General features: G+C 69.8%; 13 protein-coding genes. 8 read left to right on the top strand and 5 right to left on the bottom strand.

The genetic code is table 11. The annotated features are described in order from the left end of the window. Positions 1 to 10: 10 nt before the first annotated feature. The 3 genes from D8896_RS18790 to D8896_RS18780 are packed head-to-tail and all read left to right on the top strand — an operon-like array spanning position 11 to position 2,324. Positions 11 to 1,024 (top strand): ABC transporter permease, encoded by a 1,014-nt coding sequence (locus D8896_RS18790; protein ID WP_121823646.1) that lies wholly within the window; start codon positions 11 to 13, stop codon positions 1,022 to 1,024. Next, entirely contained in the window at positions 1,021 to 1,983 is a 963-nt protein-coding gene (locus tag D8896_RS18785) for an ABC transporter permease (RefSeq protein ID WP_121823645.1), read from the top strand. The genes D8896_RS18790 and D8896_RS18785 overlap by 4 nt, the downstream gene beginning before the upstream one ends. Before the next feature lie 2 nt (positions 1,984 to 1,985). Further along, on the top strand, positions 1,986 to 2,324 hold the full coding sequence (locus D8896_RS18780) for a DUF7268 family protein (protein ID WP_375137067.1): 339 nt from the start codon (positions 1,986 to 1,988) through the stop codon (positions 2,322 to 2,324). On the opposite strand, the gene D8896_RS18775 is transcribed toward D8896_RS18780, so the two are convergent. The 4 genes from D8896_RS18775 to D8896_RS18760 all read right to left on the bottom strand — a co-directional run bounded on the left by D8896_RS18775 (position 2,325) and on the right by D8896_RS18760 (position 5,444). Next, entirely contained in the window at positions 2,325 to 2,669 is a 345-nt protein-coding gene (locus D8896_RS18775) for a hypothetical protein (RefSeq protein ID WP_162991661.1), read from the bottom strand. An 11-nt stretch (positions 2,670 to 2,680) separates the two neighbouring features. Further along, positions 2,681 to 3,319 carry a SatD family protein gene (locus D8896_RS18770; RefSeq protein WP_121823642.1) on the bottom strand — a complete coding sequence of 213 codons (639 nt, stop codon included), beginning with the start codon at positions 3,317 to 3,319 and terminating at the stop codon, positions 2,681 to 2,683. Between the two features lie 118 nt (positions 3,320 to 3,437). After that, positions 3,438 to 4,727, bottom strand: coding sequence for a dihydroorotase (locus tag D8896_RS18765; protein WP_121823641.1), 1,290 nt, complete (start codon positions 4,725 to 4,727; stop codon positions 3,438 to 3,440). 39 nt (positions 4,728 to 4,766) lie between these two features. Continuing rightward, the gene (locus D8896_RS18760; protein WP_121823640.1) at positions 4,767 to 5,444 is read right to left on the bottom strand and encodes a lipoate--protein ligase family protein; all 678 of its coding nucleotides are present in this window, start codon (positions 5,442 to 5,444) and stop codon (positions 4,767 to 4,769) included. Positions 5,445 to 5,495: 51 nt separating this feature from the next. Between D8896_RS18760 and D8896_RS18755 the strand changes: the two genes are divergently transcribed. Next, positions 5,496 to 6,356, top strand: a complete 861-nt coding sequence (locus tag D8896_RS18755; RefSeq protein ID WP_121823639.1) for a hypothetical protein — start codon at positions 5,496 to 5,498, stop codon at positions 6,354 to 6,356. Positions 6,357 to 6,410: 54 nt separating this feature from the next. Continuing rightward, a complete protein-coding gene (locus D8896_RS18750; protein ID WP_121823638.1) occupies positions 6,411 to 8,768 on the top strand; it encodes a histidine kinase N-terminal 7TM domain-containing protein in 2,358 nt (785 codons plus the stop codon). Here the strand turns inward: D8896_RS18750 and D8896_RS18745 are convergent. Beyond that, positions 8,765 to 9,337, bottom strand: a complete 573-nt coding sequence (locus D8896_RS18745) for a cysteine hydrolase family protein (protein ID WP_121823637.1) — start codon at positions 9,335 to 9,337, stop codon at positions 8,765 to 8,767. The genes D8896_RS18750 and D8896_RS18745 overlap by 4 nt on opposite strands. 101 nt (positions 9,338 to 9,438) lie before the next feature. Here D8896_RS18745 and D8896_RS18740 point away from each other — a divergent pair, with 101 nt between their 5' ends. The 3 genes from D8896_RS18740 to D8896_RS18730 all read left to right on the top strand — a co-directional run bounded on the left by D8896_RS18740 (position 9,439) and on the right by D8896_RS18730 (position 13,784). Beyond that, complete coding sequence (locus D8896_RS18740; protein WP_205596890.1) at positions 9,439 to 11,220, top strand: Hvo_1808 family surface protein; 1,782 nt, start codon at positions 9,439 to 9,441, stop codon at positions 11,218 to 11,220. 38 nt (positions 11,221 to 11,258) lie between these two features. Further along, positions 11,259 to 12,566 carry an Hvo_1808 family surface protein gene (locus D8896_RS18735; protein WP_121823635.1) on the top strand — a complete coding sequence of 436 codons (1,308 nt, stop codon included), beginning with the start codon at positions 11,259 to 11,261 and terminating at the stop codon, positions 12,564 to 12,566. A gap of 69 nt (positions 12,567 to 12,635) precedes the next feature. Continuing rightward, positions 12,636 to 13,784 (top strand): nicotinate phosphoribosyltransferase, encoded by a 1,149-nt coding sequence (locus D8896_RS18730; protein WP_121823634.1) that lies wholly within the window; start codon positions 12,636 to 12,638, stop codon positions 13,782 to 13,784. The last annotated feature ends 3 nt before the right edge of the window (positions 13,785 to 13,787 follow it).

The following is a 13,787-nucleotide window of genomic DNA, read 5'->3' as shown; positions in this document are numbered from 1 at the left end:
CGCTCACCTGATGATTAGCAAGCGATACGTGCTGAAGCGGTTGCTGTTGCTGATCCCGGTGCTGGCGGGAGTGGCGACGCTGGTGTTCTCCATCCTCCACCTCTCGCCGGGGAACCCCGCGCGGGTGATCGCCGGGCAGCGCGCGAGCGAGGCGGCCGTCCGGGAGGTGGAGCGCCAGCTCGGACTGAACGACCCCATCTGGGTCCAGTACGGCCGGTTCCTGTTTGACCTGCTCCAGTTCGACCTGGGCGAGTCCTACATCATCCGCCGGGGCCAGCCCGTCACCAGCGTCCTCCGCTGGAAGTTCCCGATCACCCTTGAGCTCGCCGTGTACGGGCAGCTGTTCGGTATCCTCTTTGGCATCCCGGTCGGGATCATCAGCGCGGTCAAACAGGACACGATCACCGACCACCTCTCCCGCTTCGGTGCGCTCGCGGGGATCAGCGTCCCCATCTTCTGGAGCGGGCCGCTGCTGATCCTGCTCTTTGCCGTCGAACTGGGGTGGTTCCCCACGAGCGGTCGGATCAGCACGGACTTCGTGGTGCCGCAGTTGACGGGGATACTGACCCTCGACACGCTGTTGCTCGGCCAGTACGACGCGTTCCTCTCGGCGGTCCACCACCTGCTGCTGCCGTCGCTGGTCATCGGCATCTACTCGATGGCGCTCATCTCCCGGATGATGCGCTCGTCGATGCTCGAGGTGATCCGGCAGGACTACATCCGGACCGCCCGCGCGAAGGGCCAGGGCACGAAGATCACGCTGATGAAACACGGGTTCCGCAACGCCCTGATCCCCGTGGTGACCGTCATCGGCATCCAGTTCGGCAGCCTGCTCGGCGGCGCGGTGCTGACCGAGACGGTGTTTGCCATCCCCGGCATCGGCCAGCTACTGGTCGACGCCATCCGGGACGGTGACTACCCGCTCGTGCAGGGGACCGTCCTGATCTTCGCGTTCGTGTTCACGCTGGTGAACCTGCTCGTCGACCTGACCTACTCGTATCTCGACCCGAGGATCGAACAATGAGCACGGACACCGAATCCGCCGCCGAGGAGCGCGCGAGCCGGGGCCTGATCGACAGGCTGCGGGCGTCGCCGTTCCTCTCCGAACTCCTGTCGAACCGTCTGGCCGTCTTCGGCCTCATCATCATCCTCGCGATGGTCGTCACCGCGCTCTACTCGCGGCTGTTCATCGACCTCGGCGCGATCAGCGACACCGCGCTCGGCTCCAACCCACAGCTCGACGGACCCTGTGGCAGCCGGACGGTCACGGACTCGCTCGGCAACGCCGGGTCGTGTCCGCACCCGTTCGGGACGGACATCCAGGCCCGCGACGTGTTCCTGCGCACCCAGTACGGGGCGTGGCTGGCGCTGAAGTACGGCACCGTCACGGTCGCCGCGTCGACGACGCTGGGCGTCGGGCTCGGCATCATCGCCGCCTACTACGGCGGCTGGGTCGACAACGTGATCATGCGGACGATGGACGTGCTGCTCTCGTTCCCGTCGCTCCTGCTGGCGCTCGCGCTGGTGGCCATCTTCGGCGTCGGCCTCTGGAAGGCCGTCCTCGCGCTGACGCTGGTGTACACGCCCCGCTTCGCCCGTGTCGTCCGCGGGGCGGCGCTGAAGGTGCTCGAGGACGAGTACATCGACGCCTCCGTGGCGCTCGGCGCGCGCGACGCGCGTGTGCTCGTCCGGCACGTCCTGCCGAACTCGCTCGCGCCCATCACCGTCCAGAGCACGCTCAACTTCGGGCTGGCGATCATCGACCTGGCGGCCCTGTCGTTCCTGGGCTTCGGCGCGCAGGCCGGCACGCCGTCGTGGGGGCTGATGCTCTCGAACGGCGTCCGCAACGGCCTGCTCGCCGGGGTGTGGTGGTGGTCGTTCTTCCCCGGCCTGTTCCTGGCCGTCACCGTCCTCGGGTTCAACCTCCTGGGTGACGGGATGCGCGACGCGCTGGACCCGCGGATGCGGGAAGCGGTCGACTGACCGTGCTTCCCGCCTGGCTCCGGGCCGCTGCTCGGCGCGTCCTCCTCGCCGTCGCGGCCGGCGTGGCGGTGGGCGTCGGCGGCGTGGTCGCCTTCGCCCTTCGGGACGGCCTCCGGACGGCGACCGAGCAGGTGTTCGCGCTCGGCGCGCTCGCCTTCGGGGTCGGCCTGCTCGGCTGGTCCGGGTCGGTCATGGCCGGCCGCGGCTTCGAGAACATGCAGCGTTACCTCGACACCGGGTCGGACTGGACCGAATCGGACTCCCGGCGGGCGATGAGCCGGGTCACCGGGTTCGGCGTCGGCGTGATGGTCGCGGCGTCGGTCGCGACCGCGGGGCTGTGATCAGGCGACCGTCCGGAAGACGACTGCAACCACGATGGAGTACGTGAAGTTCACGAGCGTGCCGGTCAGGTAGTACGACGTGTCGTCGCTGTCGATGTCCTCCTTCCGGACCAACGACTTAGCGGCGAAGATCAGTCCGAGCGCGGTGTACGCCCCCAGTACCATGAAGAGATACACCAACACGTTCTCGCACTTGCCGATGATCCGTCCGGTGTCCCGCTGGGTCTTGTCGAGGTTTTCGGTCGGGTTCTCCTCGAGGAGGTGATTGAGGACCGATTCGAGTACCCAGCCGCTGGTCGCCAGGAGGAAAACGCCGCCGGCGACGAGAACGGGGGACCCAGACATCGGAATCCCGATCATAACAACTCGTCGTAGGTCGCGAGAGCGTCGTTCAGATCGGATTCCATTCGGTGAAACTGCTTCCAGTTGGTTTCTCCGATCACGTTCGACACGCGCTGTTGGGACACGTCGAGTTCTCCTGCGGCCTCGTTCTGTGTCCCCACCCGTTCGTACGTGTCGACGATCTCCATCTCACGGCGCGTCCATTCGTTCATCTGCATCAGGCAAAGATTCACGTAGTTTCCTATGAGTACATCCAACAGATCGTCGCCAGTATAGAGGGAGAACAGTCGGCCGTCGGCGTCGAGGTCGGAGAGGAGACCGTCTGCAAGGTGGAAGGCCGGCCCGTCCATCTCCGCAACGTCGTTCTGTTCGCTACCGACGTCCACCCTGTCGTACACCCCCGCAAATCTGACCCCCGTCGGAAAGGTGCCTCTGTAGATCGTTTTGATGACCTCGTACAGCGGCGACACCCCAGTGAGCACCCCGCCCAGTTCGTCGACCCCCTTCAGGAGGGAAAAGTCCGCCCGGATATCGTTCGCGTGCCGTTTATTTATTTTCTCTATTGAATTCTGTAAACTTAGCTGTAGAGATTCCCTGTCCGCTACTTCACGTGATCCGACGACGTCTCCAAGTACGACGAACGCCTTTTCCATCGGCCGCTTTTTCAGCGGTACACCTATTAAAGACTGCGACACTCTTATATCTCCCAAATCGGTTGTACCATCAAATCGGGTTGTATAGACGGAATACAACTCGATAGGGTGGTGACGGTTACGCTCGGACGTTCTCACCGACGGCGTCGCCGAACCGCTCTCCGTCCCGTCCGTCGTAGGCGACCGCGCCGCGCAGGAGCGTCAGCTCCGGGAAGACGGCCGTCCGCCCCTCGAACGGCGTCCACCCGGGTTTCGAGTGGAGGTCGTCGCCACGGATCTCGCGGGCGTCGTCCGGGTCGAACAGCACGAGGTCGGCGTCCCGGCCCGCCTCGATCCGGCCCTTGGTCGGCAGGCCGAATATCTCGGCCGGGTTGGCCGCCACGAGGTCCCGAACCCGCTCGTAGGACAGCCGACCCTGTCGGGCCTCCTCCAGCAACAGCGGGAGCATCGTCTCCACGCCGGGGACGCCGCTCGGCGCGTCCCGGATCCCGGCGTCTTTCTCCTCGCGGGTGTGGGGCGCGTGGTCGGTGGCGACCACGTCGACGGTGCCGTCGGCGACGCGCTCGGACACCGCCTCCCGCCGGTCCTCGCTCCGGAGCGGCGGGTTCATCCGCCCGAACGTCCCGAGGTCGTCGAGGTCGTCCCGCGAGAGAAACAGGTGGTGGGGCGTCACCTCGCAGGTCGCGCCCGCCTCGCTGGCGGCGTCGATGCCCTCCGGCGTGCTGGTGTGAGCGATGTGGAGCGAGACGCCGGCGTCCGCTCCCACTTCGACCGCACGCTCCACCGCGGCCGCTTCGGCGGCGGCGGTCCGGTAGGCCGACCACGCGTCGGCGTCCGCGTCGCGACCGGTGCCGTCGCCGGCCCGCTCCAGCGCGGCCTCGTCGAACAGGTCGGCGTCCTCCGCGTGGACCGTCACGGGCACGTTCTCGTCGCTCGCCAGCGCCACGGCGTCGGCGAAGCGGTCGGCGTCGATCCCCATGTCGCCGGTCGAGTCGGCGAGGAACACCTCGCCGAGCGCGAACAGCGGCCGCTCGAACAACGAATCGGGGTCCCACTCCGGCGACACGCCGCCGTTGATCCCGTAGTCGACGAGCGACTCGCGGGCGAGTTCCGCCTTCTCGTCGAACGCCGCGCCGGTCACCGTCGCCGGGTCGGTGTTCGGCTGGTCGACGACGGTCGTCACGCCGCCCGCGGCGGCGCTTCGGCTCCCCGTTTCCCACGTCTCCTTGTGCGGGAACCCGGGCTGTCGGAAATGGACGTGTACGTCGACTGCACCCGGGAACAGTCGTTTCCCCGTCGCGTCGATGTCCGCTTCGCCAAGGTTCCCGCCGACCGCGGCGATGGTTCCGTCCTCGATCCGCACGTCGCGTTCGCGGCCGTCCGGTAGCGTCGCCGACCCGATGATCATGCGTGCCACTCGGCGGGGCTGGTCGGTAAGTCCCCCGGATCAGTCCACGCGCTCGACCGTCGCGTCGGCGTCGCCGACGAACGCGCGTTCGACCGCATTCCGGACCTCGTCGGGGTCCGCGGGGCCGCCAGCGGCGGCCACGCTGCCGACGGACTCGGGGTCGAACGGCACGGCCAGCGCGGCGTACACGTCGGCCAGCACCGCGGCTATCCCCTCCCGGTCGGCCACGACCACGACGCCGGCGGTGAGCGCGGCGTCCTGCCGGACGCGCTGGGCGATGCCGACGACCTTCCCGCAGCACTGGAGCGAGTGTGTCCCCGGGCAGAACGCGTCGTCCGGTTCGCCGCGTTCGGCGTCGACGCCCACGCGCTGCAGCGCGCGTTCGACCGCCGTCGTGGCGCGTTCGTAGCGCTCGTCGATCCCGCCGCGCAGGTCCGAAACCGGCTCCGCGAGCGCGAACGCGAGCGTGCTGCCGGCGTACGCGACGGCGCGGCCGCCGACGTCGCGTTCGACCGGGGGAAACCCCTGTTCCTCCGCCGCGACTCGCGCTGCCTCGTAACCGTCCGCCCGGGCGTCCCGGCGGCCAAAGGCCACCTGTCGGTGAGGCGTCCAGACCCGGAGCGCGCGCTCGTCGTGCTCGCCCGCTGCCGTCACCAACTGAGCCGTCGCGTCCCGGTCGGCGTCGATCGTTGCCGCGCGGCCCCGCAGTACGCGCATGCCGGTTCCTGGACCCGAGACGACTAAACGCCTCGGTCCCAACGCCGGACGATGGCCGTCACGCTGTCGGTGCCAGTCGACTCGCCGTACCCGCGGCTCTCGCTGTACAACTCGCCGTACGACGCCCACGACCGGGGGTGTGCGGTCGACCTCTACCCGGCGTCGAACACCGCGCCCAGCCCAGTCGCCGGCGAGGTGGTCGACACCCGGACGGTGACCGCGCCGGAGCAGCCGTACGCCGTCGAGCACGACCACCTGATCCTGATCGACGTGGACCGGTCCCGGTCGCCGGTCGAGCGTCCGGACGGCGACGGCCTCGTCGCTCGCGTCCTGCACGTCGACCCGGCCGTCGAACCGGGCGACACCGTCGGGGTCGGCGACTCGATCGGCGAGATGATTCGCTCGGGCTTTTTCGCTCCGTGGGTCGACAACCACCTGCATCTCGGCTTCCGCGACCCGGACGCGAACCCGTATCGCGCCGCGGGGTCGCTCCCGCTGTCGCTGGATGCGGACGTTCGCCCGCTCGACTGGGACGGGACCGGGCGGGTCGTGGAGTCGGCGGAGACGTACGTGGTTCTGGACGCGCCCGTCCATCCCGAACCGGACACGTACTACGCGGGCGTCGGCGCTGACGACGGTGGCGTGCTCGACGGCGGCCTCCCACACTACACCGGGGGCGGCCTGCTCGCTGGCGGTGGGGACGGGTCCGTCTCGCTGTTCGGCGACAGCGTCGGCGTTGCCGACGGGCGCACCGTCGCCTGGGACGACGTGACGGTGTCGGCGAACGGCGACCCGGTCACCGGCCTCTCGCTTTTTTTCGGGCGGGATCGCACCGGCGCGAAACTAGTGTGTCCGGACGCCGACTTCGCGGCGGGTGACCGCGTATGTGTTACGGTCACGAACCGACACTGATATTTTCACGCAACCTGATTGTATCGTAGGTTGTTCGGGTACTACTCCCCTTCCATGGCCGCGCTCTCCGCCGCCGCCGGCGTAGCGGCGTGCGTGGCGCTGGTGCTCGCGGTGCTGTCGTGGCAGCGGCGCGACCGCCGCGGAGCGCGGCCGTTCGCCGCGATGATGGGGGCAAACGCCGTCTGGCTGGCGGCGTTCGCGGCCGAACTCGCGGCGACGGACGTCGCCGGGGCGCTGCCCTGGTTCCAGATCCGGATGGCGGTGCTCCTCTTCGTTCCAGCGACGTGGCTGCTGTTCGCCGTGGACTACAGCGAGTACGGCGAGGGATCGACCCGACGGTTCGCCGCCGCGACGTACGCGGTGCCGGCGGTCACAGCGGCGCTCACGCTCGCCAACGGCTCCGGCGGCGTCCTCTGGTCGGCCCCGGAGATGGTCACCCGGGGGTCGTTCCGCCTGCTGGTCGTCGACTACGCCGCCGGCTGGTGGGCCAGCGTCGCGTACAGTTACCTGCTCATCGCCGCCGGCGTCGTGCTGATCGCGGGCGTCGCGGCGGCGTCGACCGGTCTTTACCGGAAGCAGTCGTTGCTGGTGCTTTCCGGGGCGTTGCCGCCGGCGGCCGCGAACGCCGTCTACTACGCCGGCGTCTCGCCCGTCCCGGAACTCGACCTGACGCCCTTCGCGTTCATCGTCGAGGGCGTCGTCGTGTTCTGGGCGCTGTTCGGGTACGGGCTGTTCGACCGCTCCCCGGTCGCACGGTCGGCGGTCGTCGACACGATGGACGACCCGATGGTCGCCGTCGACGGCGAAGGGTACGTCGTCGACGTCAACCCCGCGGCGGAGCGACTGTCGCCGCGCGCCGCGCCGCTCGGCGGGCGGTTCGGGGACGCGTTCCCGTCGATCGCCGCGGCGGTCGATGTCGACAGCGCCCACGACGACGAGGCGGTGGCGGTCGCAGTCGACGGTGATCGCCGTTCCTTCGACTCCCGGGTGACGCCGCTCTCGGGCAACAAGGGGGCGGTCGTCGTTCTCCGCGACGTGACCCGGCGTCGGGAGCGGGAGCGGTCGCTCGCGGCGATACAGGACGCCAGCCGCGACCTCATGGGGGCGAGCACGCCGGAAGCGGTGTGCGAACGGACGGTCGAGGCGGTCCGCGAGGTCCTCGACCTTGAGTACGTCGGGATCCACGCCTACGAGGACGGGCGGCTGGTTCCGGTCGCCACCACGGACGAACTCCGCGACCTGTACGACCCCGTCCCCTCGTACGCCGTCGGGGAGGGACTCCAGGGGACGGTGTACGAGCGCGGCGAGCGCCTGGTCGTCGAAAACGTCCACGACGCCGACTGCGCCCTCAAGGACGAGTCGACGCCGGTCCGCGGCGTCGCGCTGTTCCCGCTGGGCGAGTACGGCGTCCTCGGGGCCGGTTCAGAGGAGCCGTTCAGTCGCGACGACACGGCCGTCCAGCTCACTGCCGTGCTGGCGGCCAACGCGACCGCCGCGCTGACCCGGGCCGAACGGGAGTGCGACCTCGCGCGGCAGAACGAGCGGCTCGACGAGTTCGCCGACATCGTCAGCCACGACCTCCGCAACCCGCTGTCGGTCGCACAGGGCTACCTCGACGTGGCCCGGGAGACGGACGACGAGACGGCGCTCGCGGAGGTCGACGAAGCGCTCGACCGGATGGAGGTGCTCGTCGACGACCTCCTCGAACTCGCCCGGAGCGGCCGGGACGTGACCGACCCCGAACCGGTGCGGCTGGCCGACGTTGCGCGGGACGCCTGGGACGGGATCGACTCGGCCGACGCCGCATTCGAGGTCACGGCCCAGGATGCGGTCGTCGCCGCCGACCGGTCGCGGCTCCGCCAGCTGTTCGAGAACCTGTTTCGGAACGCCGTCGAACATGGTTCGACGGGCCCTGCCTCGCAGACTCGGCAGGATAGCGTGGAACACGGTTCCACGAGCAATCGGAACGCGTCGCGTTCCGATGACGCCGTCGAACATGGTTCGACGGGCCCTGCCTCGCAGGCTCGGCAGGACAGCGTGGAACACGGCTCGCCGGGGGATTCCCCGGCCGACGGCGACTCCGGGGCCCCGCTGTACCGGTCTGCCGAGAGCGCGGACGGCGGGCCGGCACAGCGCCCGCCGGTGACCGTCCGGGTTGGCACGCTCGAACGGGTCGGTTCCGACCGCGAGGCAGGGGCGACCGGGTTCTACGTCGCCGACGACGGCCTCGGGATCCCGCCGGAAAATCAGGAGGCGGTGTTCGAGCGGAGCTACACGACCGACGACGACGGGACCGGGCTGGGTCTGGCGATCGTTCGCGACGTGGCGGAGGCGCACGGCTGGTCGGTCGCGGCGACCGAATCGACCGACGGCGGCGCGCGTTTCGAGGTCACCGGCGTCGAGTTCCGCTAGGCGAACGCGATGTCGTCCAGCGATTCGACCTCCCCGAACAGCCAGTCGGCGTGGTCCAGCGCGTACTCGTGGTGGTCCTCCTCGATGAAGCCGACGGCGTCCTCGACGAGCACCGGGCGGTAGTCCCGCAGGCCGGCGCTCCCGGCGGTGTGGAGCACACAGACGTTCGCGAGCGTGCCACAGATCAGCAGGTCGTCGATCCCGTGGGCGTCGAGATGGCCTTCGAGGTCGGTCTGATAGAACGCGTCGTACGTGTGTTTCGTGACGACGTGGTCGTCCTCGGCGACGGGCAGGCCGTCGACGATCTCCGTCTCCCAGGACCCCTCGACGACGTGTTCGCCCCAGCGGTCGAACTCGTCGTAGTAGTGGGCGTCCTCGAACTGCTCGGGCGGGTGCACGTCGCGGGTGAACACCACGGACGCGCCGGCGTCGCGGGCGCGACCGAGCAGTTCGTCGATCGGGTCGATCGCGTCTTCGCTTGCGGGCGCGTACAGGCTCCCGTCCGGGTGGGCGAAGCCGTTCTGCATGTCCACGACCACGACGGCCGTCGAGTCGGGATCGAGTCGCATGCGCGGCCGTACGCGTTCGGTCGAAAAACCGTTTGCGCCGCGTCGCGACCCGTCGCTTTCCCGATCTTTTTTACACGTTCGGTCCAACCGTCGACTATCGTATGCGAGCGTTACCCGTACTCATGATCGCGACGGTCGTCGCCCTCTCGGCGGTGGTGCCGGGTGCAGTCGCGGCGGACGCGACGGACCGGCCAACAGTCGAGACCGACTCGGACGGCTCGGCCGACGCCGCCCCGTCGTCGGCGACGGACGACCAGACCGACAACCACACCGCACCGCCCGACCCCGACGAGGACGTGATCGGGTGGGAGAACGGCTACTGGTACAACGAGAGCATCGACGTGGACCGGAGCGACGGCCTGAACGACAGCGAACTCGACGCGGTCGTCGCCCGCGGGATGGCCCGCGTCGAGGTGGTCCGCCAGCTCGAGTTCCAGCGGACGGTGCCCGTGGACGTGATCTCCCGCGAGCAGTACCGCGAGGAGAACGCCGGGCAGTTCACGAACGTCACCGACGCCGAGGCGCTCCACCAGAACGTCAAGTGGGAGGCCACGCTGATGGTCGGCGAGGACTCGTCCGCGATCGCCGAACAGGAGGCGCTCTACGGCTCCAGCGTCGCGGGCTACTACAGCCCCACGGAGGAGCGGATCGTGATCGTCTCGGAGAACACGACCGCTCCGAAGATGAACGAGATCACCCTCTCGCAGGAGCTGTTCCACGCGCTGCAGGACCAGCAGTTCAACACCTCGCGGTACAACCAGTCGACGCGGGAACTGCACAACGCCAAGGACGGGATCATCGAGGGCGACGGCAACTACGTCGACTACCGGTACGGCCAGCGCTGTGAGGCCGAGTGGGACTGCCTGATGCCCCAGGGCGGCGGCGCTGGGGGCGGCGGTAACATCCACCTCGGTATCTACCTCACGATCTTCCAGCCCTACAGCGACGGCCCGGCGTTCGTCGAGGGCATCTACGAGGAAGCAGGCTGGGAGGGCGTCAACGCGGTGTACGAGAACCCGCCGGCGAGCACCGAGCAGGTGATCCACCCCGAGAAGTACGGCGAGGACGCGCCGACGAACGTGTCGGTCGCCACGCCGCCGAGCGACGACTGGGAGCGCCTGGAGATCGAGGGCGGCATCGACCACGCCAGCTTCGGCGAGGCCGGGATGTTCTCGATGCTGCTGTACCCCACCTACGACAGCAACGGGGCGACCCAGATCATCCGCACGCAGAGCTTCATCAACCGCGGGAGCGACGGGCAGCCCGACCCGGTCGACCCGTACAACTACTCGCACCCCTACACCGCCGGCTGGGACGGTGACAAGCTCGTGCCGTTCGTGAGCGACGACGCCGCCACGAACGAGACGGCGTACGTCTGGAACACGACGTGGGACTCCGAGGCCGACGCGTCCGAGTTCGTCGAGGGCTACCGGCAGGTGCTCGAGTACCGCAACGCCGAGTCCGTCGAGGCGGCCGACGGCGTCTACCGGATCCCCGACGACGCGGCCTTCGGCGACGCCTTCGCGGTCGTACAGGACGGCACAACCGTCACCATCGTCAACGCGCCGACGCTTGACGGCCTCGACGCGGTCCACGCGGACGCGCCGAACGTGACCGCGGCCGACATGGACGACGGCAGTGATTCGGACGATAGCGACTCGGGCGACAGCGATTCGGACGACAGCGGTTCCGACTCGGACGACAGCGACTCCGATTCGGATAGCGACTCGGACGACGGCGACTCCGACAGCGATTCCGCCTCCGAGAGCGACGACTCGGGGTCGGACAACAGCACTGACTCCGGCGGCCAACCCGGCTTCGGCGTCGGTGCCGCGGTCGCGGCCCTGCTCGCGTCGCTCCTGCTCGCCCGGCGGCGCGCGTAGGCCAACCGTTATTTTCCCGCGGTCCTCCCGTTTGCACGATGCGCGCTCGCGTCCTCGTCGTCGCCTGCCTGCTCGTGACCGCCGGCTGTGCGTCGCCGCTGGGGGGTACCGACACCCCGCCCGGCTACGACGAGGACCCCCGCGGCTGGGAGGGCGGCTACTGGTACGACGACGCGGTCGACGTCGACGCCAGCGACGGACTCGACGAGGCGGAACTCGACGCCGTCACCGTCCGCGCGATGGCCCGGATCGAACGGATCCGGGGGCTGGAGTTCGAGGAGGACGTGCCGGTGGAGGTGATCTCCCGCGAGGCGTTCCGGGAGCGCGGCGGGCTGGGGCGGTCCTACACGGCCCGTGACGACGTGGTGTGGGAGGCCGCCATGATCGTCGGCGAGGACACGACCGCCGAGGCGGCCTTCGCCGAGGTGTACGGCGGCTCGGTCGCGGGCTACTACTCGGGCGGCCGGATCGTGGTCGTCGCCGACGACCCGGACGCCGCGGCAGTCTCCCGGGCGACGCTCGTCCACGAACTCGTCCACGCGCTTCAGGCCCAGCACCTCCGGCTCGGCGGGTCGGCCTCGTCGCTCGACGGGCGACGCGCCGCGACCGGGCTGGTTGAGGGCGACGCGAACTACGTGATGGACCGCTACGAGGAGCGCTGCGGCGAGGAGTGGGACTGCATCGAGCAGGCTCCCCGGGTCCCGTCGTCGCGGTCGTACAACCGCGGCCTGTTCCTCGCCACGTTCGCCCCCTACTCCGACGGGCCGACGTTCGTCGGTGACCTCCGGGAGCGGGGCGGCTGGGACGCCGTCGACGACGCGTACGACGCGTTCCCGGCGAGCACCGAACAGCTGATCCACCCCGAGCGCTACCCCGACGACGGCCCGGTGAACGTGACGGTGCCGGACCGCTCGGCCGACGGCTGGGAGCGGTTCGGCGGGACGGAGACGCTCGGCGAGGCGACGCTGTACGCGACGTTCCAGCACAACGGCGTGATCCCCGACGCACACCTGACCAGCGACGACCGGCGGTACAACTACTCCCACCCGATAACGGAGGGGTGGGCGGGCGATACGGTGGTGCCGTACCGCGCCGACGGCGAGTACGGCTACGTGTTCGCAAGCGAGTGGGAGAGTCGGGCCGACGCCCGCGAGTTCGCCGCCGCGTACCGCGACCTGCTCGACGGGCGCGGCGCGGAGCGGGTCGGGGACGGCGTCTACCGCGTGCCCGAGGACGACCCGTTCGGCGATGCGTTCCGGGTCGTCCGCGAGGGGCGGACCGTGCGGGTCGTCAACGCGCCGACGGTCGCCGACCTGTCGGCCGTCCACGCCGAGCGTGCCGGATAGGCGGGGGACCGCCGCCGGCCCGGCGGCCCGTACCGGATAGCTTTTTCGAGCGCGCCGGGAAGTGACCGTATGAGCAACCCGTTCGACACGGTGTCGGCCGACGCGATCCTCGACGGCACCGCGACGGACGCCTACTTCGAGCGCACGGAGCGGACGCTCGAACACGCCGGCAGGAACCCGCGGGTCGTCGCCGAAGTGACCCAGGACCAGTTCCCGACCGGCGAGTTCCACGCGTTCGCGGGCGTCAAGGACGTGGCGACGCTGTTCGAGGGGCGGAACGTCGACGTGGACGCGCTCCGCGAGGGCCGGCTGTTCGACGGGGGGCCGGTCCTCCGGATCGAGGGGCCGTATCTGGAGTTCGCCCGCTTCGAGACGTCGCTGCTCGGCTTCCTCTCGGGGGCCAGCGCCTTCACGACGAACGCGCTCCGGGCGCGCAAGGCAGCCCCCGAGTCGCTGGTGCTCTCGTTCGGTGCGCGCCACGTCCACCCGACGATCACGCCGGTCGTCGAGCGGGCGGGGCTGGTCGCCGGACTCGACGGCTTCTCCCACGTCGCCGCCGGCGAGGTGCTCGGCCGGGAGGCCGGTGGCACGATGCCCCACGCGCTGGTGATCTGCTTCGGCCGAGGAAATCAGGAGGCCGCGTGGGCGGCGTTCGACGAGGCCGTCGGCGAGGACGTGCCCCGCGTCGCGCTCTGTGACACGTTCACCGACGAGAAAGACGAGTCCATCCGCGCGGCCGAGACGCTCGGCGACGCCCTGGACAGCGTCCGCCTCGACACCACTGGCTCGCGACGCGGCGACTTCCGGCACATCGTCCGCGAGGTGCGCTGGGAACTCGACGCCCGCGGTCGCGAGGACGTGGGCATCTTCCTCTCCGGTGGCCTGACGCCCGACGCGCTCCGGAACCTCCGGGACGTGGCCGACGGCTTCGGCGTCGGGAGCTACGTCACCGACGCCGACCCGCTGGACTTCGGGCTGGACATCGTTTCGGTCGACGGCGACCCCGTCGCCAAGCGCGGGAAGCTCTCGGGAGTCAAGCAGGTCTACCGGACGCCCGACGGCCGCCACCACGTCGGGCTCGCGGCCGCCGACGCGCCCGCCGACGCCGAGTCACTGCTGGAGCCGCTGGTCCGCGACGGCGAGGTGGTCCGGGAGTTCGACATCGACGAGGCGGCGGCCCGCGCACGGGCGGACGCCGAATCGGTCGGGTTCGAGTAGCGC

Origin of the sequence: Halostella salina (assembly GCF_003675855.1) — an archaeon.
GTDB lineage: Archaea > Halobacteriota > Halobacteria > Halobacteriales > Natronoarchaeaceae > Halostella > Halostella salina.
The sequence above is the reverse complement of the archived record's forward strand: the minus strand, read 5'-3'. Positions and strand labels throughout refer to the sequence as shown.